Origin of the sequence: Saccharibacillus sacchari DSM 19268 (assembly GCF_000585395.1) — a bacterium.
In the GTDB taxonomy this organism is placed as follows: Bacteria; Bacillota; Bacilli; order Paenibacillales; family Paenibacillaceae; genus Saccharibacillus; species Saccharibacillus sacchari.
In genome coordinates this window covers 4235296-4258392 of sequence record NZ_KK073875.1, presented here as the reverse complement: position 1 = coordinate 4258392, position 23097 = coordinate 4235296, and the positions used below count along the sequence as shown (strand labels likewise).

Below are 23097 nucleotides of genomic sequence, written 5' to 3'. Positions count from 1 at the left end.
ATGTGTAGATTTGATTACTTCGTGATGATTTCGTGGTTGCTTAGACCGGCTTCGCGTGCTACGCGCGCCAACTGCATTTTGATAATCGTTTGCGACGTGCTGATGATGAAGACGACTTTTTCGAATCCGGTTTCTTTATAGCTTGCAAATGAACCTTTCAGCTTTTCGACTTCTTCTGTCGCAAGCAGGTCCATTTCGCGGCAATCGACTTCAAGAGTGAAGGTTTTTGCATCGATCGAGGACGCCATTTTAGCATAATCGCGCACGAAGTTTTGGTAGTCCTGAGGGGTAAACGTACCGCTTACTTTCATGTCTACCTTTTTCGCAGCTTGGTTGGTTTGAATACTGTATGGTTGTGCCATTTCTTCTTCTCCTGCCTCTCGAATATATTTCTCTACATCTTCTTTTATATCGGCTTCAAGCACGGTTACTGAAGATGCCTAACATAATTCTACATTTTTTTCACAATTCCTGATACTAAAATAGGTCAAGACAACTAAATTGGTTCTTTGGACCGAATAAAAAGCGTGCACGATTTTGCTAAGAGCATATCCGATTTTGGTAGCCGCTTGCCGGATCGAACCTCTATATTTAGGGCAAGCCTACCGAAATCGGAAAGGAGCAGGATCATTATTGTCGAATCGGATCGCTTCTTCGCAAAAATCGTTTAACCGTGAATTATTTTCGCTTGTCTTGCCGATTGCCGCGCAAAATCTCGTCTCGGCGCTGGTTATTTCCGCTGACGTTTTGATGCTGGGATTCGTCAGTCAGATTGCGATGTCCGCTGTTTCTTTGGCCGGACAAATCACCTTTATGCTGACTTTGTTTTATATGGGACTGTCGACGGGAGCCAGCATTTTGGCCGCGCAATACTGGGGCAAAAAAGACTTGTCGACGATCCAGTGGTTGCTGAGCTTGGCCGGATCGTTTTCGTTGGGTATTTCTGTCGTGTTTTTTATCGTGTCTGCCGCGTTTCCTGAAGCGTTGATGCGATTTTTCACGAATGATCCCGAACTGATTCGATACGGCATCTTATTCTTGCGGCCTTTGGCTTTTTCTTACTTGGCTATGGGAATTTCGCAGATGTATTTGGGCATCATGAGAAGCATGGAAAAGGCCAAACTGAGCGCATGGATCAGTTCCGCCTGCTTGCTGCTCAATATCGCGTTGAACGCATTGTTCATCTTCGTCTTGTTCCCGGGGCAGCCTGAGCAGGCCGTTGTCGGAGTCGCTTCGGCTACCGTGTTCGCGCGCGTCGTCGAATTGATCTGCTGTATCGTTCACTCGGCAGCCCGTGGTCCTATTCGATTAAAACTGCCGACACGGGATCGTGTACAGCGTAAGCTTTTACGGGACTTTCTGCGTTATACCCTCCCTGTTCAAGGCAATTATATCGTATGGGGAGGAGCTTTGACGGCGACTGCCGCGGTGATCGGACATGTGAGCGCGGATATGGTCGCCGCCAACTCGGTCGCATCCGTCGTCAAAAATCTGGCCGTCGTATTATGCGGAGGCATTGCCAGCGGGGGAGCGGTATTGATCGGCAAATATTTGGGTAGCGGAGAAATCGCACAAGCAAAACAGATCGGTCGGCGACTTGTCATGTACTCGTTATTTTTCGGTATTATGGCGGCTTTGACGGTGCTGGCGATGAAAATTCCGGTGTTTTCTCTGGTTCGTTTGAACCCGGCGGCCGAACAGTATCTGCACGGCATGCTCAATATATGCGCCGTTTATTGTATCGCCAAATCATTGAACGCGGTCACGATCGCCGGACTGTTTCCTGCGGGCGGCGATTCCAAATTCGGATTTTGGTGCGACACGATCGTGATGTGGGGCATCGTGCTCCCGCTTAGTTATGTTTGTGCTTTTGTCTGGTCGGTTCCGCCGCTTGTTCTGTATGCCGTAATTAGCATGGACGAATTCGTCAAGCTCCCGGCGGCGATCCTGCGATACCGTCAGCATAAATGGTTGAACAATTTGACTCGCGATTTTAAACAAAAACCATCCTAATCTTCTTAAAAAGGAGCACGATTCGATGAATATTCAAGAAAGAATGGCGGCACGCCAATTGTTTACCGATCATGACGATAACTATCCCGAAGAAGCCGAATCGCTAGCCCAAGCCAGACAACGCGGCAAAACGTTATGTTACGAGATCAACAATCTGCATCCTGATCGCTTGGAGGAGCGCGCAGCGTTAATGAAGCAGCTTTTTGGCAAAATCGGCGAGCATGTCTGGATGGAACCCCCGCTTCGTATGGCTTACGGCTCCAATACGACAGTCGGAAGCCGCGTGTATATGAATTTCAATTTGACGATTGTTGACGATTATAAAGTTACGATCGGCAACGACGTCATGTTTGGTCCGAATGTAACGATCGCGGTCACCGCCCATCCGGTGCATCCGGAAAAACGTAAAGAAGGCGGCATGTACGCGCTCCCGGTGGTGATTGAGGACGGCGCATGGATAGGTAGCGGCGCTATCATTTTGCCGGGCGTCACGATCGGAGCGGGCAGCGTGATCGGTGCCGGAAGCGTAGTGACCAAAAACGTGCCGGCAAATGTCGTAGCGGCAGGCAATCCGTGTCGTGTTCTGCGCGAAATTACGGATCGGGATCGGGAATATTATTACAAGGATCAACGTTTTGACGAGGTGGAGTGGTAACGGGTAGACTAAGAATGTAATCGTTAACAAATGAACCGCGGATAGACACGTTGTTGCGTCTGCCCGCCCATTTGTGGTTGAAGGAGGCCAATCATGACGGAACAAGAACGTATCCATCAAGGTATTTTATTTTCGCCGGGTAATCCTGAGCTTAAAGCCATCAAACTGCGTTCGCACAAGCTGAGTCAGCAGTACAGCCAGACCTTCGAGGACGAGACGGAAATCAGAGCAGAATTGCTGGATCAGCTGTTGGGCCGTTTGGGAAAAGGATCTTTTATGCAGGGGCCGATCTTTTTCCACTATGGCGTTCATACGGAGATCGGAGAACATTTTTTCGCAAACTATAATCTGACCGTACAGGACGATGCGAAAGTAACAATCGGCAGCAATGTTAGTTTCGGTCCGAACGTAACAATCGCCACGCCGGTGCATCCTTTTATCGCTTCGGAACGCAGGCAGATGCTGGATCGGCACGGCAACCCGGCTTCGCTCTGTTACGCAAAACCTGTGGTCATCGGAAATGATGTATGGGTATCGGCGGGCGTGACCATTTGCGGCGGCGTTACGATCGGAGACGGTTGTGTCATCGGGGCAGGAAGCGTGGTAACCCGGGATATTCCTGCCCATTCGTTCGCGGCGGGCGTCCCTTGCAAGACGATCCGCGCGATCACGGAAGAAGACAGCATGCGTTATAAACCGGATATTCTGGCCGATTGCGAAATTATTGAAGCCTGACAAAAGCAGAAAAAGGCTGTCCAGATCGCATGTATGCGCATCGGGCAGCCTTTTAATATGCGAAATTCGAATGTGCTGGTTGTGGTTCTTGTCCGATATTGATAAACATATAACCGATTTTGGAAGAAACAAAATTGCCGATCCCCTATCCTGAACATAGACGATTTGATTGCTTTAGGAGGGGGATTTATGGTTGTGCAATTAGTCATTGCGGCTGTTCTTTTGATTTTGATTTATGTGGTCGTCAAAAAAGTATCGTATTCCAAACGCGTTCAGCATATTGCCAAAACTCAGGAAAAAAGATTCATGAAGCGATTCGAAGAAGAAGAATAAAGGAAGTGAAGCGGAAACGATTTTCGTTCCCGCTTTTTTGAGGTTAGGGGAACATCGGGGGTTACTTGACCGCTTCAACCGTTTGGCGGAAATGCTGCGGGGAAAAGCCCATGTGCTTGCGAAACACCATCGAAAAATAACTGGACGTCTGAAAACCGCTGGCCAAGGCAATTTCTCCGATAGATCGTTCCGTTTCTTTGAGCATTTCGCAGCTTTTTTGAATCCGGTACTGAATCAAATAATTATTCGGCGTTTGGCCCAAGTGCTTTTTGAATAATGAACAGCAGGTGCTTCGGCATACGGAGCCTGCGCCTGCAATCTCGTCGATGGTCAGTTTTTCCTCATAATTCTGGTGAATATGGCGAGTCATGGCGCGGATCAGCATCCAAGCGTGCTCGTCATTGCCTTGCTCGGGCGCAGACTGAAGATGGTCGGATACGAGTGCACATAAGTTCGCCGCTTGAGACATCCGACGAAACAGATTGTCGCTGCCGTCATGCATGTGTTCGTACAGTTGTTTGATCGAATCCAACACCTTTTGCTGCCACGGTACCTCAGGTTGTAACAGTAAAAAATGCTCTGTCGCAGAACCGAATTTTTGTTCAAAATAAGTTTTCCCGGCAAGCGTTCCTTCACCGAGTAATGAAGGATGAATCACGATTACCAGAAATGTGCAATCTGTCTGTGCCGCAGAAAAGCCGTAATGCAGCCGTTTACTATTCACGAAGATCCCTTCGCCTTTCGAGAGGGGAACCGTTTGCCCGTTAACGAAATATTCCATGGAACCATCCAGAATCAAAATGAATTCGACGTCCGGATGCCAATGGTATGCGGCAGCGTAACGATCAAAGTGACGCAGCGAACCTTTTCGCGCATAAAGAGGAAAGTCCGGCAGATTGTAATTCAACCGTTCGGACAAATCTGAAAAAACTTCAAGTTTCATATTCAATACAATCACCTTCGAACTACACGATTTTGCTACTATTTTAATTAAAATATAGCTTTTAAGCAATATTGGTTACACGATATTTATAAAGAACTAATATAAATATAAACTGATAGCGTTGACAAGGTACCGGCGGAGGAAGAAATTCAGTGAAAGACGCCTTTGAACGCGGAAAGCCGTAGGCTTTCTGCGCGAGACAGCGTCTTGTGAAGCATTTCGAAGAAATGTACTTCGGAAGCGTAGGCTTATAATTTTTCCCGCAGCGTCTCTCACCACCCCCAACCAAGAATTTGGCATCCCACTCCGAGGTGAGGTAAAATAAAACCATTATGATCCCCCGAATAGGAGCCTTATATCCATGACATATCGCAGCATGCAAGAATGTATCACCGATCTCGAAAACGCCGGACACTTGATCCGCATCACGGAAGAGGTCGACCCCAATCTGGAGATGGCCGCCATCCACCTGAGAGCGTTCGAATCCGGCGGACCTGCTTTGTATTTCGAAAACGTGAAAGGTTCGAAATATGGTGCTGTTTCCAACTTGTTCGGCACGATTGAGCGCAGCAAATACATCTTCCGCGATACTTGGGAATCGACGCAGGAAGTTATCGGCCTGCGCAACGAGCCAATGAAGGCACTGAAGCAACCGCACCGTTACGCGGGAACCGGTTTTGCCGCGCGCAAAGCACTGCCGATCAAAAAGAATGGCCTTCCGGCCGATTTCGAAGAAATCCGGATCTCTGATTTGCCGATGATCAAAAGCTGGCCGAACGATGGCGGAGCGTTCGTCACGTTGCCGCAAGTATACAGCGAAGATCCCGACAAGCCGGGCGTGATGAACGCCAACCTGGGCATGTACCGTATCCAGCTCAGCGGCAACGACTATGAGCAGGACCGGGAAATCGGCGTGCATTACCAGATTCACCGGGGAATCGGCGTTCATCAGTCGAAGGCCGCCAAACGCGGACAGCCGCTTAAAGTCAGCTGCTTTATCGGCGGCCCTCCGGCGCATACGTTGTCTGCCGTCATGCCGCTGCCGGAAGGACTGAGCGAGCTGACCTTCGCGGGCTTGCTGTCGGGCCGACATTTCCGCTATAGCTACGTGGACGGCTATTGCGTGAGCCATGATGCCGATTTCGTCATCACGGGGGAAATTTATCCCGACGAGACCAAGCCGGAAGGGCCATTCGGCGACCACTTGGGCTATTACAGCTTGGTGCATGAATTCCCGATGATGCGAGTACACAAAGTCTATGCGAAAAAGAATGCCGTTTACCCGTTCACGGTCGTCGGCCGTCCTCCTCAGGAAGATACGGCGTTCGGCGCGCTGATCCACGAACTGACAGGCGGCGCGGTTAAGCAGGAGATTCCGGGCGTGAAAGAAGTGCATGCGGTAGATGCCGCAGGCGTGCATCCGCTGCTGTTGGCCGTGGGTAGCGAACGTTACACGCCGTACCAACCGGTGAAGCGTCCCGCAGAAATCTTAACTATTGCCAACCGCATTTTGGGCACGGGCCAGCTCAGCCTTGCCAAATACCTGTTCATTACGGCCGAGGACGACGTTCCGGTGAATGCGCATGATATTCAAGCCCTGTTCGCGCATATTCTGGAACGAATCGATTTGCAGCGCGACTTGCATTTCCAGACCAATACGACAATCGACACGCTGGATTACTCGGGTACGGGACTGAACAGCGGCAGTAAAGTGATTTTCGCCGCCGTAGGCAAACCGATCCGCAAGTTGGCTACTGAGGTTCCCGCCGCATTGGAATATCTGCCTAAGGGCTTTAGCAATCCAGTAATGGCAATGCCGGGCGTAGCTCTGCTTCAGGCACCGGCTTTCACCGACTATGATTCGGTCGAATCCGAAATAGAAACTCTCGCAAAAGCGATCGAAGCGCAAGGCCCGCTCCGAGATTGCCCGATGATCGTCCTCTGCGACGATACCGAGTTCATGGGCGCTTCCTTCGACAACTTCCTGTGGGCAGGCTTCACCCGCAGCAACCCGTCGCACGATATCCACGGCGTCGGCGCAGGCTACAAACACAAGCATTGGGGTTGCGACAACGTCATCATCGACGCCCGCACCAAACCGCACCAAGCTCCGCCGCTTATCCAGGACCCGGAAGTGACCGCGCACATCGAGCGCCTGTTCGCTCCGAGCGGCAGCTTAGGTATCCTGCGAGCGAAGCGATAACATGACCAGCTTTTTCGAAACGAAAGAAGATGCCGATCTTCCGAAGTAGGCCCATTGAAATAACCTTTTCGAAACGAAGTGAACTGCCGCTCCTATGAAGCAAGCTAATCGAAACAACCCAACCGAAACCCGCTGTCTTCTAAGCCTCGGCTCATAGAAGACAGCGGGTTTCTTAACGTGTCGAAAAAGTCTGACCTAGCCACAAGATAGAAGAAATTAAGGAGAATTCAGCGAGTTACAAGCTTTCGCAGAAAGCCAAATGTGCCGACCAAGCCTACCGTAACTGGAAGCGAGAAGACGGAGAGAGAAATTCAGTGAAGGAACTGAAGCATTTCGAAGAAATGCACTTCGGAAGCCTATGCTAGGTATCGCCTTTGAAATCGGGAAAATACAAATAAAACTTAAATCCATTTTCCCGAGTTCAACACGCGACCGAAACGAATTTCTCTCGCAGTCTTCTCGCTTCCCCCGTAAACATAACTCACTCGACAGCTTGTTTCTATATGTTTCCCGCAATCAAAAATGTCACATTATTTTCTTCTATAAGCGTATAGAAAATGTCTATAAACCAAACGATTGACCCTTACGCCGCGAGAGTGGTAAGCTTCTTCTCAACCCGAAAGCATACAAAAACCATCGGAATTAAAAGAATTCATTTTGAGAAAAAGAGAGGCGGAGAGAGAATGACGAACAAACGGAGCTTGAAATTCGGTGCAATTATTCATGGAGTAGGCGGAAGCGTTACAGGTTGGAGACATCCGGAAGTCCTGAGCGACGCCAGCGTCAATTTCGATTTCTATAAACGCCAGGCGCAGACCGCAGAAGAAGGCAAGTTCGATCTGGTGTTTATCGCCGACGGTTTGTATATCAACGAAAAGTCGATTCCTCACTTCCTGAACCGCTTCGAGCCGCTGACCATTTTGTCCGCGCTCGCTGCCGTAACCAGCAAGATCGGCTTGGTCGGCACGCTCTCCACCTCATATAGCGAACCTTTCACGGTTGCCCGTCAATTCGCGTCGCTCGACAAAATCAGCGGAGGCCGCGCAGGATGGAACGTCGTTACTTCCCCGCTTGAAGGTACGGCACGCAACCACAATATCCGTAACCATCCGGCGCATGCCGATCGTTACAAGATCGCGGAAGAGCATCTGGACGTCGTTCGCGGCCTGTGGGATTCGTGGGAAGACGATGCGTTCGTACGCGACAAGGAATCGGGCGTCTTCTTCGATCCCGAGAAGCTGCACCGTCTGGATCACAAAGGCGAATACTTCTCCGTTGAAGGTCCTCTGAATATCGACCGCTCGCCGCAAGGACAACCGGTCGTGTTCCAAGCGGGTTCGTCCGAAGACGGCAAGAGCTTGGCGGCTCGTTCTGCGGATGCCGTATTCACTGGACACGAGCATCTGGAAGACGCGCAAGCCTTCTATAAAGACGTGAAGCAGCGCGCCGTAGCCAACGGTCGTCAGCCGCAAGACGTCGCGATTCTGCCGGGCATCAATCCGATCGTGGGCCGTACCCGCGAAGAAGCCGAAGCCCGCTACGAAGAGATCGCTTCGCTAGTCACGATCGAAAAAGCGCTGGAGTACCTCGGTCGATTCTTCGATCACCACGACTTCTCCCAATACCCGTTGGACGAAGCATTCCCGGATCTTGGCGATCTTGGCAGCAACGCGTTCAAGAGCGGCACGGACAAAATCAAGCGCGATGCCAAAGAACAAGGACTGACATTGCGTCAAGTCGCTCTTCGCTCGGCAACGCCGAAAACAACCTTCATCGGTACGGCCGAAGACGTAGCGGATCGTATCCAAGAATGGTTCGAAGGCGAAGGCGCGGACGGTTTCATCATCCATACCGACATTCCGAGCGGACTGCGCAACTTCGTCGATCAAGTGGTACCGATTCTGCAAGAACGGGGACTGTACCGCCTGGATTACGAAACGGATACGCTGCGCGGCAACCTGGGCGTGCCGATTCCGGAAAACCGGTACACGGCGCAGCGTCGCGGAGAAGCTTCGACTCCTAATCCGGTCGAAAGCGCGACGGCTAACTAATCTAACGTCAACAATATACGAATTCGTTACGCCCATGCTTAAGGTAATAACTAAGGCCGGAGCGGGTAATCGCTTCGGGCCTTCTTTTAAAACTTACTGCTTAAAAACTTATCGCTTATCGCGGGTGTGCTTCATCTTCTTACCCGGAGGGGTTGAAGATGAAGCGAACCATTAAAAGGGGGCTTTTCGATGAAAAGAAGATTCAAACCTGCTTACGCATTCGGAGCATTCGCGCTCGCATTAACGACGGTGTTGGCGGGCTGCGGCTCGTCATCGAACAGCGAAGCAACGGCTCAAGCGGCGTCGGGAAGCGATACCGCGACAGCTTCTGCACCCGTGCAAGGCGGAGATTTTACATATGCACTGGCCACGTCGCCGGATACGCTCGATCCTCGCCGAAGCGGGTTAGCCGTCTCGGTTCGGGTATTCGGCGCACTGTACGACACGCTGCTCGTTCGCAACGCGGACGGATCGCTCGGCCCTTCGCTGGCGACGGAATGGGAACAGTCGGACGACGGCCTGAGCTATACGCTCAAGTTGAAAGAAGGCGTCAAGTTCCAGGACGGCACGCCATTCAACGCGGAAGCGGTCAAATACAATTTCGACAGCATCATCTACCCGGAGACGAAAGCAGCCAACGCGCTTGCGTTGCTTCGCCCGTACAAGTCTTCGGAAGTCATTGACGAGTACACGATCAAGCTGAATCTGGAGACTGCGTCACAGGCATTCCTCGGCAACTTAAGCCAAGGCATGCTGAGCATCGTGTCGCCTACGGCAGCCAAAGAAAAAGGCGAAGATTTCGGTAAAAATCCGATCGGAACCGGGCCGTTCAAATTCGTAAGCTGGTCGGAAAATGCGGAAATTAAACTGGAACGCAACCCGGATTACGCATGGGGAAGCAGCGAAGCGAAAAATACCAAAGCCGCTTATCTCGACCATTTGACGTTCAAGATCGTGCCGGAGGAAGCGACGCGGATCGGCGGCGTGCAAAGCGGACAAGTATTGGCCGCGGAGACGGTTCCGCCGCAAAACATCGTAGCTCTAGAAAGCGACCCGAATGCTCAATTATTCAAAACAAACACGATCGGCCTGCCGTACACGCTCTTTTTCAACCTTGAGAAAAAGCCTTGGGACGAGCTGAAAGCCCGTCAAGCCGTGCAGTTGGCCGTTGATGTCGATACGATCGTCAAAACGCTGTACCTGGGCACCTACGAACGCGCTTGGTCGTCGTTGACGCCGGGAATCCTCGGTTACGACGAATCGCTGGAAGGTAAAATCGCCCCGAACCTGGACAAAGCGAATGCGCTGCTGGATGAGCTGGGCTGGGTGAAAGGCGCGGACGGCATTCGTGAAAAAGACGGGCAACGGTTGACTCTGCACTACGTCGACGGTTCACCGAACCGCGAGAAACGCAATGATATCGCCGCTATGATCCGCGAACAGCTCAAAGCGATCGGCGTCGAAACGGAAGTCGAAATCACGCAGGATATCGCCACCGTCGTATTCCAGAATTGGGATTACGATCTGTACGGCAACAGCCAGGTCAATGCCGATCCGAACTCGCTGTCCGCTTTCTACCACTCGACCAAAGAAGGCGAACGTCGCACATTGAACGGGTTGTCCGATCCCGAAGTCGATAAGTGGCTGGAAGAAGCGGGCGTCGAGAAGGATGATGCCAAGCGGGTGGAGTTGTATAAAAAAGTCCAGCAGTACATCAGCGATCAAGCGCTCATTTTACCGATCTACGTATTTCCTTACACGGTTGCCGCTGCAAAATCGGTGCAAGGTTTGACCTTCGATCCGTTCGGCTATCCGATCTTCAACGACGTGTATTTGAGCAAATAATACGACAGAATCATAATCGATTCGAAAAAGGAAGCGAAAGGAGGACATCGCAATGATCCAGGCTATCGGCTCCCGGTTGTTCAGCTCGCTGCTCGTGATCGTCGGATCGCTGGCGCTCGTATTCTGCATTTTCTACCTGCTGCCCGGCGATCCGGTGCTCTCGATGGTCGATCCGACGACCGTGAGTCCCGAAGTAGTCGAGAATCTGCGCGAGCAGTTGGGGCTGAACCGCCCGTTCCACGAACGGCTGCTTGCGTACTTCGGCGATATGCTGACCGGAGATTTCGGACGCTCGCTCGTCGGCTCCGAACCGGTCCTGCCGAAGATTCTGCATCAAGTTCCTTCGACGCTTCTGCTGACGGCGGCCAGCGCGCTGGTCGCGATCGTCGTCGGCGTTACGCTGGGCGTGCTGTCGGCCGTACGCAAAGGCGGCATCATCGACCTGCTGGCTCGCATCGTCGGATTGTTCGGCATTTCGATGCCGACCTTCTGGTCGGGCATTCTGCTGATCCTCATTTTCTCGGTGCAGCTCAAATGGCTGCCCGCAATGGGATCGGACGGTTTCAAAACGTTGATTCTGCCTGCGCTTGCGCTGGGTTTTGTCGGAGCGGGTTCCATCGTGCGGATGGTTCGCGGCAGCATGCTCGACGTGCTGAACGAGCCGTTCGTCACGACGCTTCGGGCCAAAGGTTTGCGCGAGCGCTTGATCCAGATCAAACATGTGCTGCGCAACGCGCTGATTCCGGCGATCACGTTGATCGGCATGCAGATCGGCGACATGTTGGCCGGAACGGTCATCATCGAAACCGTCTTTTCCCGCCAAGGCATTGGACGTATTCTGGCCGATGCGATTATGGCGAAAGACCTTCCGGTCGTGCAGGGCATCGTCTTTTTTACCGCAATCGTGTATGTAGGCATCAATCTTCTCGTCGATTTGTCGTATGCGGCGATTGATCCGAGAATCAGACGGAAAGGAGCGAGAACATGAAGACTTCGGCAGGAGCCGCAAGACGCAGTGCATGGCGGGGCCGGGCAGGCTTGAGTCAAGCAGAAACCACGGCCAAGTCCGGAAAAAGGCTGCGTTTTGCTTCATCTGATATTCTGATCGGCTTGGCCGGAATCGCGATACTGTTCCTCGTGTTATGCGCATTGTTCCCGTCTTGGATCGCCCCGTATTCGCCGACGGAAATGAACACTGCCGCAATTTTGCAGGCACCTTCGGCGGCCCATCTGTTCGGGACGGACTATTTTGGCCGAGACGTATTTAGCCTGATTGTGCACGGGACAAGGGATTCATTGTTGATCGGAGCCAGCTCGGTCTTTGTGGGTGTGTTGATCGGCGCAACGCTTGGATCCGTAGCCGGTTACGTCGGCGGTAAGTTGGATACTGTCATCATGCGAATCATGGACGTGCTGCTGACCGTGCCGGGCATCTTGCTGGCACTAACGATCGCCGCGGCATTGGGACCCGGCTTGCGCAATATCGTGCTCGCAATCGCGATCTCTTCCGTACCGGGATATGCGCGGGTGATGAGAGGGCAGATCATGGCAATCCGCGGAAGAGGCTACGTGTTCGCTTCCCGCGCCATCGGAGCCAAGCCGTCTTTTATCCTGATCAAGCATGTTCTGCCCAATTCCGCTGCACCGCTGCTCGTGATGGCGACATTGGGACTCGGTTCGTCGATTCTGGCCGGAGCGGGACTTAGTTTCCTGGGGTTGGGCGTGTTAAAAGAAATTCCCGATTGGGGAGCGCTGTTGTCGCAAGGCCGCGGTTATTTGACCGTCGCTTGGTGGATTTGCACATTCCCCGGCTTAGCGATCACATTGTTCGTTTTGTCGATCAATCTGATCGGCGATCGCTGGCGGGATGCTGTCGATCCGAAGCGAAAAGGGCGAGCGTAAGCCTAAATCTATCGTAAAAATGGGATATGGAAAGGAGATTTCGCAGCATGACACAGCCACTGCTTGAAGTCAAAGACCTGACGATCGACGTGCATACGCCGAGGGGCATACTAACGGCGGTATCGGAAATTTCATTCGACATTGCACCCGGTGAGACCGTCTGTCTCGTTGGCGAATCGGGCAGCGGCAAGACCATTGCTTCCAAAGCGATCATGCGCCTGACCGATTACGAGAACGGAAGCATCGCAGGCGGCAGTATTCGTCTCGGCGATACGGCAATTGAGTCGCTGCCGCAAAGCGTTGTACGCAACCTGCGGGGGCGGCGTGTTGCGATGATCTTCCAGGAACCGATGGCCGCGTTCGATCCGGTATTTACGATCGGGAGCCAGATCGTGGAGACGATGCAAGCGCACCGGCGCGGCAAAAGGTCGACGTTCTGGAAAGAGGGTGTCGAGCTGCTGCGCCGCGTCGGCATTCCCGAGCCGGAGCTGCGGATGAAGCAGGTGCCGGGCGAACTGTCCGGCGGTATGCTTCAACGGGCGATGATCGCGATGGCGCTGTCCGGAGGACCTGAGCTGTTGATCGCCGACGAGCCGACCACCGCGCTCGACGTCACGATTCAGGCGCAAATATTGGAACTGCTGAACGAGTTGAAAAGCAGTCTGAATATGTCCATTTTGTTGATTACGCATGATCTGGGCGTAGCGGCTCAGATGGCGGATCGAATTGTCGTCTTGTATGCCGGGCGCGTGGCCGAACAGGGACCGGCGGCCGACGTACTCGGCAGTCCGCGCCATCCGTATACCATTGGTCTGTTGAATTCGATTGCTACGCTGGATAGTCGGAGAGGCGAACGGTTACGTGCGATCGAAGGCTCGCCGCCGGGGCTGGCCGAGATGCCGGAAGGATGCCGCTTCCATCCGCGGTGTGCTTTTGCGACGGACAAGTGCCGAGAGTCGGTTCCGCCGCTTAGCGATCAAGGAAATAACCGACTAGCTGCTTGCTGGCACGCAGATGAAGCCGCTGCCGTTGTGGCTGCAACCCATGCGGAATTAACGCCTGCGCGGCATTTGTCGCCGGTACCCGATGCGCCGCCGTCGACCGCGATTCATGCGGTAGCTTCCCGACAAGCGACAGCGGCTCTCCTTGAAGTTCCGGCCGATCCGGCCAATCTTTCGAATTCGCTTTCTCTCCTTGAAGCGGAAGACCTGAAGAAGCATTATCCGCTCGGCGGCGGTTGGGGGCGGGCCAAGCGCAATCTTCGCGCGGTAGACGGCGTATCGCTGTCGATTGCCGAAGGCGAGACCTTCGGGCTTGTCGGCGAGTCGGGCAGCGGCAAGTCCACGCTCGGCCGTTTGTTGCTCCAGCTTGAACCGCAAACCAGCGGCCGCGTGTTGTATCGCGGAGACGAATTATCGATCAAAGACAAGACGCATTGGCGCGAATCGCGCCGCGATCTGCAAATTATTCATCAAGATCCTTACGGCACGGTCGATCCGCGCTGGAGCATCGGCGAAATCATCGCTGAGCCGCTAGGCGTGCACACCAAACTCAATCAAGCCCAGCGGCGTGAGCGGGTAAGTGAACTGCTCGAACAAGTGGGCTTGAAAGCGTCTTGGCAGAATCGTTATCCGCATGAATTTTCGGGGGGACAACGGCAACGGATCGGAATTGCCCGAGCGATCGCCGTCAATCCCAAGTTCATTTTAGCCGACGAAGCCGTATCCGCCCTCGATGTCTCGGTGCAAGCGCAGATCGTGAACTTGCTTCAGGATTTGCAGCGGCAGCTGGGATTGACTTCGGTCTTTATCGCGCACGGCCTGCAAGTCGTTCGCCATATCTCCAATCGGATCGGCGTGATGTATCTGGGCAAGCTGGTCGAGACCGCGCCGAGCGAAGAATTATTCCGCCGCCCGGCGCATCCCTACACGCGAGCTTTGCTGTCTTCGATTCCGGGGATGTCGCCTGCGACGCGTGAATCCATCTCTGTTCAAGGAGAGATTCCGTCTCCGACCAATCCGCCGTCCGGTTGCCGTTTCCATACCCGTTGCCCGATGGCGACCGATCTGTGCCGCAACGTCGAACCGGCATTTGCGTCCATCGGCGTTCAGCATGAGGCGGCTTGCCATTATCCGTTGTAAATGATTGACGGTCTGATAAGAAATCCCACTTACCCGAGGAGGAATCATCCATGACGCAAAAAATTCTGATCGTTTCCGGAAGCCCCGGCCTATCGTCCCGTCTATACGGTCCGGTTCAATATTTGCAGGGAAGATTGGCGGAAGAAGGGTTTGCCAGCGAATTGCTGCATATCGTTGAACTTCCGCCTGCCGACCTCGTAACCGCCAACTTCGCCGGAGCCGAAATTCGCGAAGCGCTGCGCAAAGTCGAAGAGGCAGACGCGGTCGTCTTCGCCAGCCCGGTTTACAAAGCTTCCTATTCCGGGGTGCTGAAGACTTTCCTCGATTTGATTCCTCAAGAGGGATTACGAGACAAACCCGTGCTTCCGATTTTCGTCGGCGGAACGATCGCGCATCTGCTATCGATCGATTACTCGCTCAAGCCAGTGTTGAACGCACTGGCCGCGCGCAATATTCTCGGCGGCGTCTACAGCGTGGACCGGGAAATCGAGCGCCGTCCCGAAGGCGGATATATCCTGTCTGCGGAGACGCAATCGCGACTTGAACGTTCCTTGTCCGAACTGGCACTTGAACTCGCTAGACGGGAAAGCGTTCCTGCCGAACTACCCGGGGTACGTGTTTAGCTGTAAAGATATCGCTTAGACCATTCATTTATCAGGAAAAGGAAAGAGGAGAGAGTATGGGCATTAAGCTGAGCATTTTGGATCAATCCCCATTATTTGAAGGCGATACGCCCGAACGGGCATTACGTTATACGGTAGAGCTGGCACGTCGTGCGGACGCGTTGGGCTATCATCGTTTCTGGGTATCCGAGCATCATGATTCGCGTTCGGTTGCGGGTTCGTCGCCGGAGGTGCTTATTGCTTATCTGCTCGCTTCCACGGAACGAATTAGGGTAGGCTCGGGGGGCGTTATGCTTCAGCATTACAGCCCGTACAAAGTAGCGGAAAGCTTCAACGTGTTGGCGAACCTGGAGCCGAATCGTCTGGATTTGGGCGTAGGTCGCGCGCCGGGCGGCTTGCCGCGCTCTACGCTGGCATTGCGCAGAGGAGCACCGGAGGAAGATGCTTCGCTCTCGGGCAAGCTTGAAGAATTGCGCAATTATCTGCATGGGATCGACCCGGGTGAAGGTGATCCATTGGAAGGACTTCGTGCGGAACCTTTGCCTGAGCAGCCTGCTCGTCTCTATGTGCTCGGCGCAAGCGCGGACAGCGCGGACCTCGCAGCCAAGTTGGGTCTTCCGTATGTATTCTCGTTGTTCATCAATGGCGATCTGGATCAAGCGGAAGTCGCATTGCAGCGTTATCGGGAAAAATTCGTATCCGTGGATGGTTCGCAGCCGGAGTCGATCTTGTCCGTATCCGCCGCCGCGGCCGACACCGATGAGGAGGCGGAAGGTATCGCGGTTGAAAGTGACTTGTTCCGAACGATTCTCGCCAGCGGGCGTAAAATTACGATAGGCGACCGGGAGCGAGCGGAGGAGTTCGGCAAGCAGTCAGGCGAGGAATACCGGATTGAGCATGTGCCGTCACCGTTGATTAAAGGCTCGGCCGCCAGCGTCGGTCGTCGCCTGCGTGAAGCGGCTGCGCGTAGCGGAGTGGAGGAATTGATTGTCACCAGTCCGATTCGCGACTTTGCCAAGCGTATCCACTCGTATGAGTTGTTGAAAAGTTACTTCGAGACTGAGATTGAGACCGATCAAGCTGAAGTGTCGTCAATCGAAGCCGTCTAAGTTTAGAGGGTTCATCGCTTAGGGTCATAATAATGAAAAGCATGCATAAGACGGGCTTACTCCTTGGATAGAAAAGGGGAATGGGCCCGTTTTGTTTGGCGTTGAACAAGGGAACGACATGAAAGAGACGGTCTGCAAAAAGAAAAATCCGACTCGATAAAGAGTCGGGTTGCAGGTCATGGATGAAATCGCATATTCAGGCTGCCGTTTAACGATGGCGAGAAGTATACATCATTTTCGTCGTTGTTTTGACGATCACCTGACGCGCAGGAGCTTGGGGATCCGGTTGAGGTTTTCCCGCTTCGCGGAACACGCCCATACAGGAACCGCATAGTCGTCCGCTGCGTGTATCATGGCCGCAGGACTCGCACGGATAAGTGAGATTCGAATAAGAAGAAGAGGACAAACGTCCGGATTTGATAAAAGTATGAAGCTCAGTCGGCGATACGCCGGTTGCTTCGGCTAGTTCTTTAGTCGTGCTTCGCGGGCGCATCCACAGGTGATCCAAACAGCGGTTCAGATGATGATCCATCTGGCTGCTGCAAGAAGAACATAGGTTTCGAGCGTTTTTTTGGAAAATTGTTCCGCACTTTGGGCAATAATCGACCAAAAGGGTCATCTGGGTCACCTCATTCGGATTATGTGTTCAGTAGGTTGTAGACCCATAATACTACCTATAGTCGCAGTCCGCAAGACCTATTAACCTCCTATTTTCACAGATTCGACACAAAACGAGATCGGGAATGTCGAAGGAAGGCCTGGTTTATTTGGTTTTATTGCAGGGAAATTCGTAATCTTATAAAAAAACGATCCGATTTAATAATCGGATCGTTGAATGTGAATGTTTGCAGTTCTATGTTCAAGCTGTAAGACCTTTTTCGCGAAAATAATAGGTTTAATGTCCTATATAGGAAGTTGGAGCGAAAAAGTTGTCCCCGACGGCCCGCTTGAACGTAGTTGAAGTTCTCCGCCCTGCGCGCGTGCCAATAATCGGCTATAGGTCAAACCCAGGCCAAGTCCGCGAGTCTGCCGTTTTTTCTTTTCGCTGCGGAAGAATCGATCGAAGATATAATCGCGATCCGACTCTTCGATTCCCGCACCGTTGTCGGCAACCTCTACATCGATTCGACCGTTAGATTCGCTGATGGCAATATGCAGGCGGAGAGGGCGATCCGGATGCGCGGCCTGCATTCCGTTATTGAGCAGATTAACGACAATTTGTTGGATGCGGAGCGCATCGCCTGTGGTATAGACCATCTCGTCAGGAAACGCATAGTCGATTTCGATCGAGTCGCATTCATGGGGAAGTTTCCACTGGTAAACGATCTCCGATACGAGCAACTTGAGATCAAGCCGATCTCTGCGTACCTCGACATTGCCCGAAGAAAAAGCATTGTAATCCAGCAGATCGGCGACCATTCTTTCCATGCGGTTCGATTCCTGAAGAGCAATATCAAGGAACTCTTTGGCTTCTTCACCGCTTACGACATCATCCCGTACAGCCATCACCAGTCCCTTGATCGAAGTGACGGGAGTTTTCAATTCGTGGGTGACGCCCGCCAAGGAGAGTTCGCGCCATTCTTCAAGCTGATGCAGACGTCCCGCCATTCCGCGGAAAGAGTCAACCAGCTCAAGAAGTTCGCGTTCGCCCGTCTTGACCTCCAATTCAACATCGTAGTGACCGTTCCGAATCTGCCTTGCGCTTTCTGCTACGCGACGGATCGGTCGGGAGAGTTTGCGCGAGAGGAGATAAATCGTGAACCAGCCGGACAAAGCCAATACGCCGAAGAGTCCGGCGAAGATCATAAGTTCATGAGAGCTGTAAGCCGGCGTTTTCCGGAACTGGCTGATATACACGCCGCCGATCTCTTCGCCGTTTTCCATAATCGGCGTTCGAACCAGTTGATATTCCGGCTCGCCCGAGCGCGGATTCGGATCAAGCTTCTCCTCGACTTGCCGTTCGGTCATCTGCGGTCTTGTAAATAAAGCATTACCTGCCGGATCGGCGACCAATAGGCAGACGTCGAGATTCATGTTGAACAATCCCATGCGCTCGTCCAAAATGGCGTTCAAATTATCCGGAATGTGGACGGTGCCGTCGCTGTTTTTCACCCGATCGGCGACTTCTTGTCCGAGCATGGCCGCCGTGCGCGAGCGATTTTCCATGGCGGTCTCGCGGATGCCGTACAGAGCGCCGCCCGCAATGATCGCCAAGGCTGCGAACAAAATCAGAAAGTAGCGTAGCGTCCAATAAGTGAGTATGGAAGTTGCCCTGCGCTTACGCGGCTTTTTATCCTTGCGCGGCCAGGGCATTTTGCTGAGATGATTCATTCTGCGATCCAAAATTGATACCCCGTTCCTCGTAAAGTGCGAATCTCGCCGTTTTCCGGCGGCCAATGCGATAGCGCTTGACGCAGTCTTTTAATCGACAAGTCAACTGCGCGATCGCTTCCTTCATAGTCCATGCCCCATACGTGTTCAATCAATTGCTCCCGCGTAAACATTCGATTCGGATGTTCGGACAAGAACATGAGCAGCGATAGATCCCGGGGCGTAAGAGGAACTTCTGCACCATTGAGCGATACCCGCTGGGCGTTGGAGTCGATCAGCAGACCTCCGAAGCTTTTACTGGCATCGGTCCCGCTATATACGGGGCGTCTGCGCAGCACGGCGTTCACCCTGGCGACCACCTCTTCGGGTACGAACGGCTTGGTCATATAATCATCGGCGCCGCCGTTTAGCCCGTTCAGTCGATAATCGATGTCACCCAGCGCCGTAAGCATAATGACCGGGCATGAGCCGCGTTTGCGAATTTCCGCAAGCAGCTCCCAACCGTCGATGCCCGGAAGCATGATGTCTAGCAATACGAGGGCAGGCTGCGTTTCTTCGAACTTATGCATAGCTAATCGGCCATCGGATACTCGTTCAACGCCGAAGCCTGCTTTTTTTAAATAGGCAGCGAGCACGCGAGCGATCGCTTCCTGGTCTTCAATAATTAAAATCGTCGTCACGACTGTTTCCTCCCTTCGGAGCGGCCCGTTTGTCATGTTCGACTTCCGGGCTGTATGCATCCTTGGCTTCTATTCTACAAACAAAACGGCGCAGGGCAAGGGTTTTTAGGTCAATTGTAACGATTTTGAGAACAAATTTTCAAAAGAAGCCCTTTGACATGTTCCCGACACATTGGGCTGGTATGATACCGAAAAACAGATTCACAGGAGGAGAAAATCATGAATAAAAAAGCGAGAAATTGGATTATTGCCGCGGCGGCGGTCGTGGTGATCGGCGGCGGTGCCACTTATGCGTTTATGACGAATTATTTGGGCAACAACGTGGAAATCGAAAGCGTGCTTCCTACGCAAGCGGCGGCGAATACGGAATCGACCTCGGGCACGACGGCTGAAGCGGCTAGTACAGGAGCGGCAGTAGCCGCAGAAGATCTGAACGGAACCTGGAACATCGCGGACGCGTCCAAAGTGTATTTCTCCGTCACGACTTCCCAAGAGACGGTTAACTTCGTCGACGACCAAGTCAGCGGAACCTGGGATGTCAACGTAGCGGACGCGACGCAAATGAAAGGCAGCGGCGCTATCGAGATCGATGCCATCGATTCGGGCAATGCGCAGCGCGACGACCATATCAAGAGCGATGACTATTTCCAAATGAGCCAGTTCCCGCAAGCGACATTCACGGCAACCGCGTTCGAGGGACTGCCGCAAGAATGGACGGACGGCGAAGTGTACGACTTTACCCTGGACGGAACGCTGACGCTCAAAGGCATCGAAAAGCCTGTGACATTTGACGCAAAAGCTTCGTACCAAGACGGGAAATTGCTGCTGTCGGGCACGACGGTCGTAACTTTCGAGGACTTCGGTCTGGCGAACCCGCACTCCGTTGTACTGAGCACAGAGAACGATATTAACGTCCAATTGGAACTGACGCTTGAAAAATAAGCAGGAACCAAATCTTCAGGTGGCTTGCAAAATGTCCTCCTGAGGAAGTCGGAACTTTAGGTTATACCAAGGCCCTGTCGCGATTTGCGGCAGGGTTTTTGCTTCGAGAAAAAAGGATCGCATGTCCATGCTGATTCCGACAAGCTTCTTTGCGGTATGTTCTAAGTAGAACACCTACTAACTTGACCGCATCAAATTTAAGGGTTGCGTTCATCGGAAACACGCACGGTTCAAGCGGGTTTTCGAGGGACGTAACCTAACCTCTTAAGCGGTCATGGTATGAGAAAGGAAGCTGCTAATGATTGTTCGTTTTGGATATGTCGCAATGTCGCTTGAAATTCAGGATTCTTCACCTTCGAAAACGATGACCATGGCACGCTTCGCCAAGCTGCCGGACCGCGAAGCCGGACTGCGGGAGCTGGAACGGATCGCTGCCGTCAATCTGCATAATACGCTGCGGCTGCTGAGACATAATGTGGCAGAAGGAATCGAAATGTATCGTTTCTCCTCCAAATTGATTCCGCTTGCCACGCATGCCGATCTCCAGGATTGGGACCCGTTTATCGCGCTGGCCGAGCCTTTTGCAGAGATTGGAGCCTATGTGCGCAAGCATAATTTGAGAGTGTCCTTTCACCCTGATCACTACACTGTGCTGAGCACGCCGCGACCGGAGGTACTCGTGTCGTCGGTTCGGGATCTGCGCTATCACGTCCGTATGCTCAAAGCGATGGGGCTGGATGCGCGCTCGAAAAATAATATCCATATCGGCGGCGCGTACGGGGATAAGCCTACAGCAGCCAATCGATTTGTAGAGCATTTTGCAGAGCTGGACCCGGATATACAAAGCCGGATTACGCTGGAAAACGACGATAAGACATTCACGGTCGGCGAAACATTGGAAGCCGCACAACGCACAGGTCTGCCGATGGTGCTGGATATTCATCATCATTGGACGAATAGTATCGGTGAACCGGCTTCGGACTGGTGGCCGGAGGTAGCGAAAACCTGGGAGTCGCCGCTCGCTCGTACAGATGTACCGGAAGGCGAGCATTTACCGCCGAAGATTCATGCTTCCAGCCCGAAAAGCGAGACGGATCGACGAAGTCATGCGGACGGCGTGAAGGTCGGACCGCTACTGGACTTCTTGCGTGAAGCAGCCAAAACGTCTCCGCAGATCGACGTGATGCTGGAAGCGAAGCATAAAGATCGGGCGCTGTTTCAGCTGATGAAGGATTTTGAAGCGTATCAAGGTGATGGCGTGAAGATTTTGAGCGGGGGTAAAATTGAAGTTGATGTGTGAGACAGTGAAGGCGTTGGGGGCGGTGCGGGGATGCGCTGCGGGAGAAATTTCCAGCCTATGCTTCCGAAGTGCATTGCTTCGAAATGCTTCACCAAACGCTGTCTCACTTGTCAGGCCCTCGGCCTTCCGCGTTCAAAGGCGTTTTGACCTGAATTTCTCTCTCCGCTGACTACGCACGGGCATGAACTTCTTCACTTTAGGGAAAGGACAAGCTAAAAGAAAAATGTACAGAAAGAACAGCCAAAGATTTATTGGCTGTTCTTTTTAATGTAAAAAACGATTAACGAGGGAGCTTCAGCTTGCTTTGAATGAACATATGGTTGCGTTTGCTGAAGGCAGTCTACAAAGCCGCCGTTCTCAGCATCGGGCTGACTATGGAGGGCAAGGTGGAGCCGTGATTTTCGCCTTCGAATAAGCGGAAATTAACGTTCAGGCCGTATTCGCGCAGCGGTTCGAGACGGTCGTATAGGGCGCGTGCGTTTTGGACCATATGATGGGGAGGATCGCCTTCCAGTTCGCCGAGGGCGATCAGGAGGTTTAGCTCGTGCTTTTCAGTATGCAGTTTTTTGATAAAGGCTTGTTTTTCCTCTTCAATCAACGGTCTTGCCCAGTGTAAAGAAGGGCTTCCGGCGATGTAGCAGCGGAAAGTTTCGGGACGGGTGAATAATGTATGTAGCGTGAATAATCCACCGAAAGAATGGCCGAACAGCGTTTGGCGGCTGCGATCGATCGGGAGGATACTTTCGATTTTCGGCTTTAGTACGTTCTCGATAAAGGTTAGAAAAATGTCGGCTCCGCCATGTTCGGGCCAAGGTTTGCCGTCTCGGGAAGCGGGCAGGTTTTCGACCGGGACGGGCAACGTGTAATCGTAACTGCGTTCCGAGGAAAAAGGAAGCCCGCTCGGATAGCCGATGCCTACGATGACGGACGGCGCAACGCCCGTTTTTTCGGCGCGGCGAGATTGGGCGCGTTCAGCATCGATGACTGTAGCGAAAGTAGCGTGTCCGTCGAGCATATAGATGACCGGATAGCCGGAAGCGGGAGCTTCCCGATCCGGGATAGACATCAGAATCCGATATTCGCGTCCTTCGGCGGAGTACAGAGCGAACTGTCTTGTACCGCGCAGTTCGATCGGCGAGTGAGCGTCGCCGGATCGGCTCGGGGGGATAGTGAAGCTTGAGTTCATAAAAAGTTCCTCCTATACGATAAATATGAATCATTCATTATAAAAGCTGCTTCATCCGAGTATAGCGCTGGGAGCAAGCCTTATACATGGACGATGTTCCGTCGG

The 23097-nt window shown here is 52.8% G+C and carries 20 protein-coding genes; 14 read left to right on the top strand and 6 right to left on the bottom strand.

Translation table 11 applies throughout. From position 1 onward, the window contains the following. Positions 1–14: 14 nt before the first annotated feature. Complete coding sequence (locus SACSAC_RS18395) at positions 15–362, bottom strand: hypothetical protein (protein ID WP_037289101.1); 348 nt, start codon at positions 360–362, stop codon at positions 15–17. Between the two features lie 271 nt (positions 363–633). Here SACSAC_RS18395 and SACSAC_RS18390 point away from each other — a divergent pair, with 271 nt between their 5' ends. From SACSAC_RS18390 to SACSAC_RS28065, 4 genes are all read left to right on the top strand, one after another. Then, complete coding sequence (locus SACSAC_RS18390) at positions 634–2013, top strand: MATE family efflux transporter (RefSeq protein ID WP_037289099.1); 1380 nt, start codon at positions 634–636, stop codon at positions 2011–2013. A gap of 25 nt (positions 2014–2038) precedes the next feature. Beyond that, positions 2039–2668 (top strand): DapH/DapD/GlmU-related protein, encoded by a 630-nt coding sequence (locus tag SACSAC_RS18385; protein ID WP_037289097.1) that lies wholly within the window; start codon positions 2039–2041, stop codon positions 2666–2668. A 93-nt stretch (positions 2669–2761) separates the two neighbouring features. Next, positions 2762–3403, top strand: coding sequence for a sugar O-acetyltransferase (locus tag SACSAC_RS18380; RefSeq protein WP_037289095.1), 642 nt, complete (start codon positions 2762–2764; stop codon positions 3401–3403). A gap of 189 nt (positions 3404–3592) precedes the next feature. Further along, the gene (locus SACSAC_RS28065; RefSeq protein ID WP_156951037.1) at positions 3593–3736 is read left to right on the top strand and encodes a hypothetical protein; all 144 of its coding nucleotides are present in this window, start codon (positions 3593–3595) and stop codon (positions 3734–3736) included. 61 nt (positions 3737–3797) lie between these two features. Here SACSAC_RS28065 and SACSAC_RS18375 read toward each other — a convergent pair whose 3' ends face one another. Beyond that, complete coding sequence (locus SACSAC_RS18375; protein ID WP_037289093.1) at positions 3798–4679, bottom strand: AraC family transcriptional regulator; 882 nt, start codon at positions 4677–4679, stop codon at positions 3798–3800. Between the two features lie 361 nt (positions 4680–5040). Here SACSAC_RS18375 and SACSAC_RS18370 point away from each other — a divergent pair, with 361 nt between their 5' ends. The 8 genes from SACSAC_RS18370 (at position 5041) to SACSAC_RS18335 (ending at position 16553) form a co-directional block, all read left to right on the top strand. After that, a complete protein-coding gene (locus SACSAC_RS18370; protein WP_037289091.1) occupies positions 5041–6882 on the top strand; it encodes a UbiD family decarboxylase in 1842 nt (613 codons plus the stop codon). Positions 6883–7565: 683 nt separating this feature from the next. Then, positions 7566–8933: an LLM class flavin-dependent oxidoreductase gene (locus SACSAC_RS18365; RefSeq protein ID WP_037289089.1), complete on the top strand. Its 1368-nt coding sequence runs from the start codon at positions 7566–7568 to the stop codon at positions 8931–8933. A gap of 189 nt (positions 8934–9122) precedes the next feature. Further along, a complete protein-coding gene (locus SACSAC_RS18360) occupies positions 9123–10778 on the top strand; it encodes an ABC transporter substrate-binding protein (RefSeq protein ID WP_037289087.1) in 1656 nt (551 codons plus the stop codon). Between the two features lie 52 nt (positions 10779–10830). Continuing rightward, on the top strand, positions 10831–11766 hold the full coding sequence (locus tag SACSAC_RS18355) for an ABC transporter permease (RefSeq protein WP_037289085.1): 936 nt from the start codon (positions 10831–10833) through the stop codon (positions 11764–11766). Next, complete coding sequence (locus SACSAC_RS18350; RefSeq protein ID WP_037289083.1) at positions 11763–12680, top strand: ABC transporter permease; 918 nt, start codon at positions 11763–11765, stop codon at positions 12678–12680. Before SACSAC_RS18355 ends, SACSAC_RS18350 begins: the two co-directional genes overlap by 4 nt. A gap of 47 nt (positions 12681–12727) precedes the next feature. Then, complete coding sequence (locus tag SACSAC_RS18345; RefSeq protein WP_037289081.1) at positions 12728–14821, top strand: dipeptide ABC transporter ATP-binding protein; 2094 nt, start codon at positions 12728–12730, stop codon at positions 14819–14821. A 50-nt stretch (positions 14822–14871) separates the two neighbouring features. Beyond that, on the top strand, positions 14872–15444 hold the full coding sequence (ssuE, locus tag SACSAC_RS18340) for an NADPH-dependent FMN reductase (RefSeq protein WP_037289079.1): 573 nt from the start codon (positions 14872–14874) through the stop codon (positions 15442–15444). A gap of 56 nt (positions 15445–15500) precedes the next feature. Further along, the gene (locus SACSAC_RS18335) at positions 15501–16553 is read left to right on the top strand and encodes an MsnO8 family LLM class oxidoreductase (RefSeq protein ID WP_037289077.1); all 1053 of its coding nucleotides are present in this window, start codon (positions 15501–15503) and stop codon (positions 16551–16553) included. Between the two features lie 208 nt (positions 16554–16761). On the opposite strand, the gene SACSAC_RS27285 is transcribed toward SACSAC_RS18335, so the two are convergent. The 3 genes from SACSAC_RS27285 to SACSAC_RS18320 form a co-directional block, all read right to left on the bottom strand. Beyond that, positions 16762–17085 carry a hypothetical protein gene (locus SACSAC_RS27285; RefSeq protein WP_051507241.1) on the bottom strand — a complete coding sequence of 108 codons (324 nt, stop codon included), beginning with the start codon at positions 17083–17085 and terminating at the stop codon, positions 16762–16764. Positions 17086–17456: 371 nt separating this feature from the next. Further along, the gene (locus SACSAC_RS18325) at positions 17457–18896 is read right to left on the bottom strand and encodes a HAMP domain-containing sensor histidine kinase (RefSeq protein ID WP_051507240.1); all 1440 of its coding nucleotides are present in this window, start codon (positions 18894–18896) and stop codon (positions 17457–17459) included. Beyond that, entirely contained in the window at positions 18881–19564 is a 684-nt protein-coding gene (locus SACSAC_RS18320; RefSeq protein WP_037289076.1) for a response regulator transcription factor, read from the bottom strand. The genes SACSAC_RS18325 and SACSAC_RS18320 overlap by 16 nt, the downstream gene beginning before the upstream one ends. Positions 19565–19783: 219 nt before the next feature. Between SACSAC_RS18320 and SACSAC_RS18315 the strand changes: the two genes are divergently transcribed. Together SACSAC_RS18315 and uvsE are read left to right on the top strand one after the other, a co-directional pair. Beyond that, a complete protein-coding gene (locus SACSAC_RS18315; RefSeq protein WP_037289074.1) occupies positions 19784–20506 on the top strand; it encodes a YceI family protein in 723 nt (240 codons plus the stop codon). A gap of 298 nt (positions 20507–20804) precedes the next feature. After that, on the top strand, positions 20805–21806 hold the full coding sequence (uvsE, locus tag SACSAC_RS18310) for a UV DNA damage repair endonuclease UvsE (RefSeq protein WP_037289072.1): 1002 nt from the start codon (positions 20805–20807) through the stop codon (positions 21804–21806). 340 nt (positions 21807–22146) lie between these two features. Here the strand turns inward: uvsE and SACSAC_RS18305 are convergent, their stop codons facing one another. Next, entirely contained in the window at positions 22147–22992 is an 846-nt protein-coding gene (locus tag SACSAC_RS18305; RefSeq protein WP_051507238.1) for an alpha/beta hydrolase, read from the bottom strand. Positions 22993–23097 lie beyond the last annotated feature (105 nt).

What these genes read in the sequence shown, in the direction of transcription:
- SACSAC_RS18395 (WP_037289101.1), bottom strand. Translation starts at nt 362, where the DNA reads ATGGCACAACCATACAGTATTCAAACCAACCAAGCTGCGAAAAAGGTA.
- SACSAC_RS18385 (WP_037289097.1), top strand. Translation starts at nt 2,039, where the DNA reads ATGAATATTCAAGAAAGAATGGCGGCACGCCAATTGTTTACCGATCAT.
- SACSAC_RS18380 (WP_037289095.1), top strand. Translation starts at nt 2,762, where the DNA reads ATGACGGAACAAGAACGTATCCATCAAGGTATTTTATTTTCGCCGGGT.
- SACSAC_RS28065 (WP_156951037.1), top strand. Translation starts at nt 3,593, where the DNA reads ATGGTTGTGCAATTAGTCATTGCGGCTGTTCTTTTGATTTTGATTTAT.
- SACSAC_RS18375 (WP_037289093.1), bottom strand. Translation starts at nt 4,679, where the DNA reads ATGAAACTTGAAGTTTTTTCAGATTTGTCCGAACGGTTGAATTACAAT.
- SACSAC_RS18370 (WP_037289091.1), top strand. Translation starts at nt 5,041, where the DNA reads ATGACATATCGCAGCATGCAAGAATGTATCACCGATCTCGAAAACGCC.
- SACSAC_RS18365 (WP_037289089.1), top strand. Translation starts at nt 7,566, where the DNA reads ATGACGAACAAACGGAGCTTGAAATTCGGTGCAATTATTCATGGAGTA.
- SACSAC_RS18360 (WP_037289087.1), top strand. Translation starts at nt 9,123, where the DNA reads ATGAAAAGAAGATTCAAACCTGCTTACGCATTCGGAGCATTCGCGCTC.
- SACSAC_RS18355 (WP_037289085.1), top strand. Translation starts at nt 10,831, where the DNA reads ATGATCCAGGCTATCGGCTCCCGGTTGTTCAGCTCGCTGCTCGTGATC.
- SACSAC_RS18350 (WP_037289083.1), top strand. Translation starts at nt 11,763, where the DNA reads ATGAAGACTTCGGCAGGAGCCGCAAGACGCAGTGCATGGCGGGGCCGG.
- SACSAC_RS18345 (WP_037289081.1), top strand. Translation starts at nt 12,728, where the DNA reads ATGACACAGCCACTGCTTGAAGTCAAAGACCTGACGATCGACGTGCAT.
- ssuE (WP_037289079.1), top strand. Translation starts at nt 14,872, where the DNA reads ATGACGCAAAAAATTCTGATCGTTTCCGGAAGCCCCGGCCTATCGTCC.
- SACSAC_RS18335 (WP_037289077.1), top strand. Translation starts at nt 15,501, where the DNA reads ATGGGCATTAAGCTGAGCATTTTGGATCAATCCCCATTATTTGAAGGC.
- SACSAC_RS27285 (WP_051507241.1), bottom strand. Translation starts at nt 17,085, where the DNA reads ATGGATCATCATCTGAACCGCTGTTTGGATCACCTGTGGATGCGCCCG.
- SACSAC_RS18315 (WP_037289074.1), top strand. Translation starts at nt 19,784, where the DNA reads ATGAATAAAAAAGCGAGAAATTGGATTATTGCCGCGGCGGCGGTCGTG.
- uvsE (WP_037289072.1), top strand. Translation starts at nt 20,805, where the DNA reads ATGATTGTTCGTTTTGGATATGTCGCAATGTCGCTTGAAATTCAGGAT.
- SACSAC_RS18305 (WP_051507238.1), bottom strand. Translation starts at nt 22,992, where the DNA reads ATGAACTCAAGCTTCACTATCCCCCCGAGCCGATCCGGCGACGCTCAC.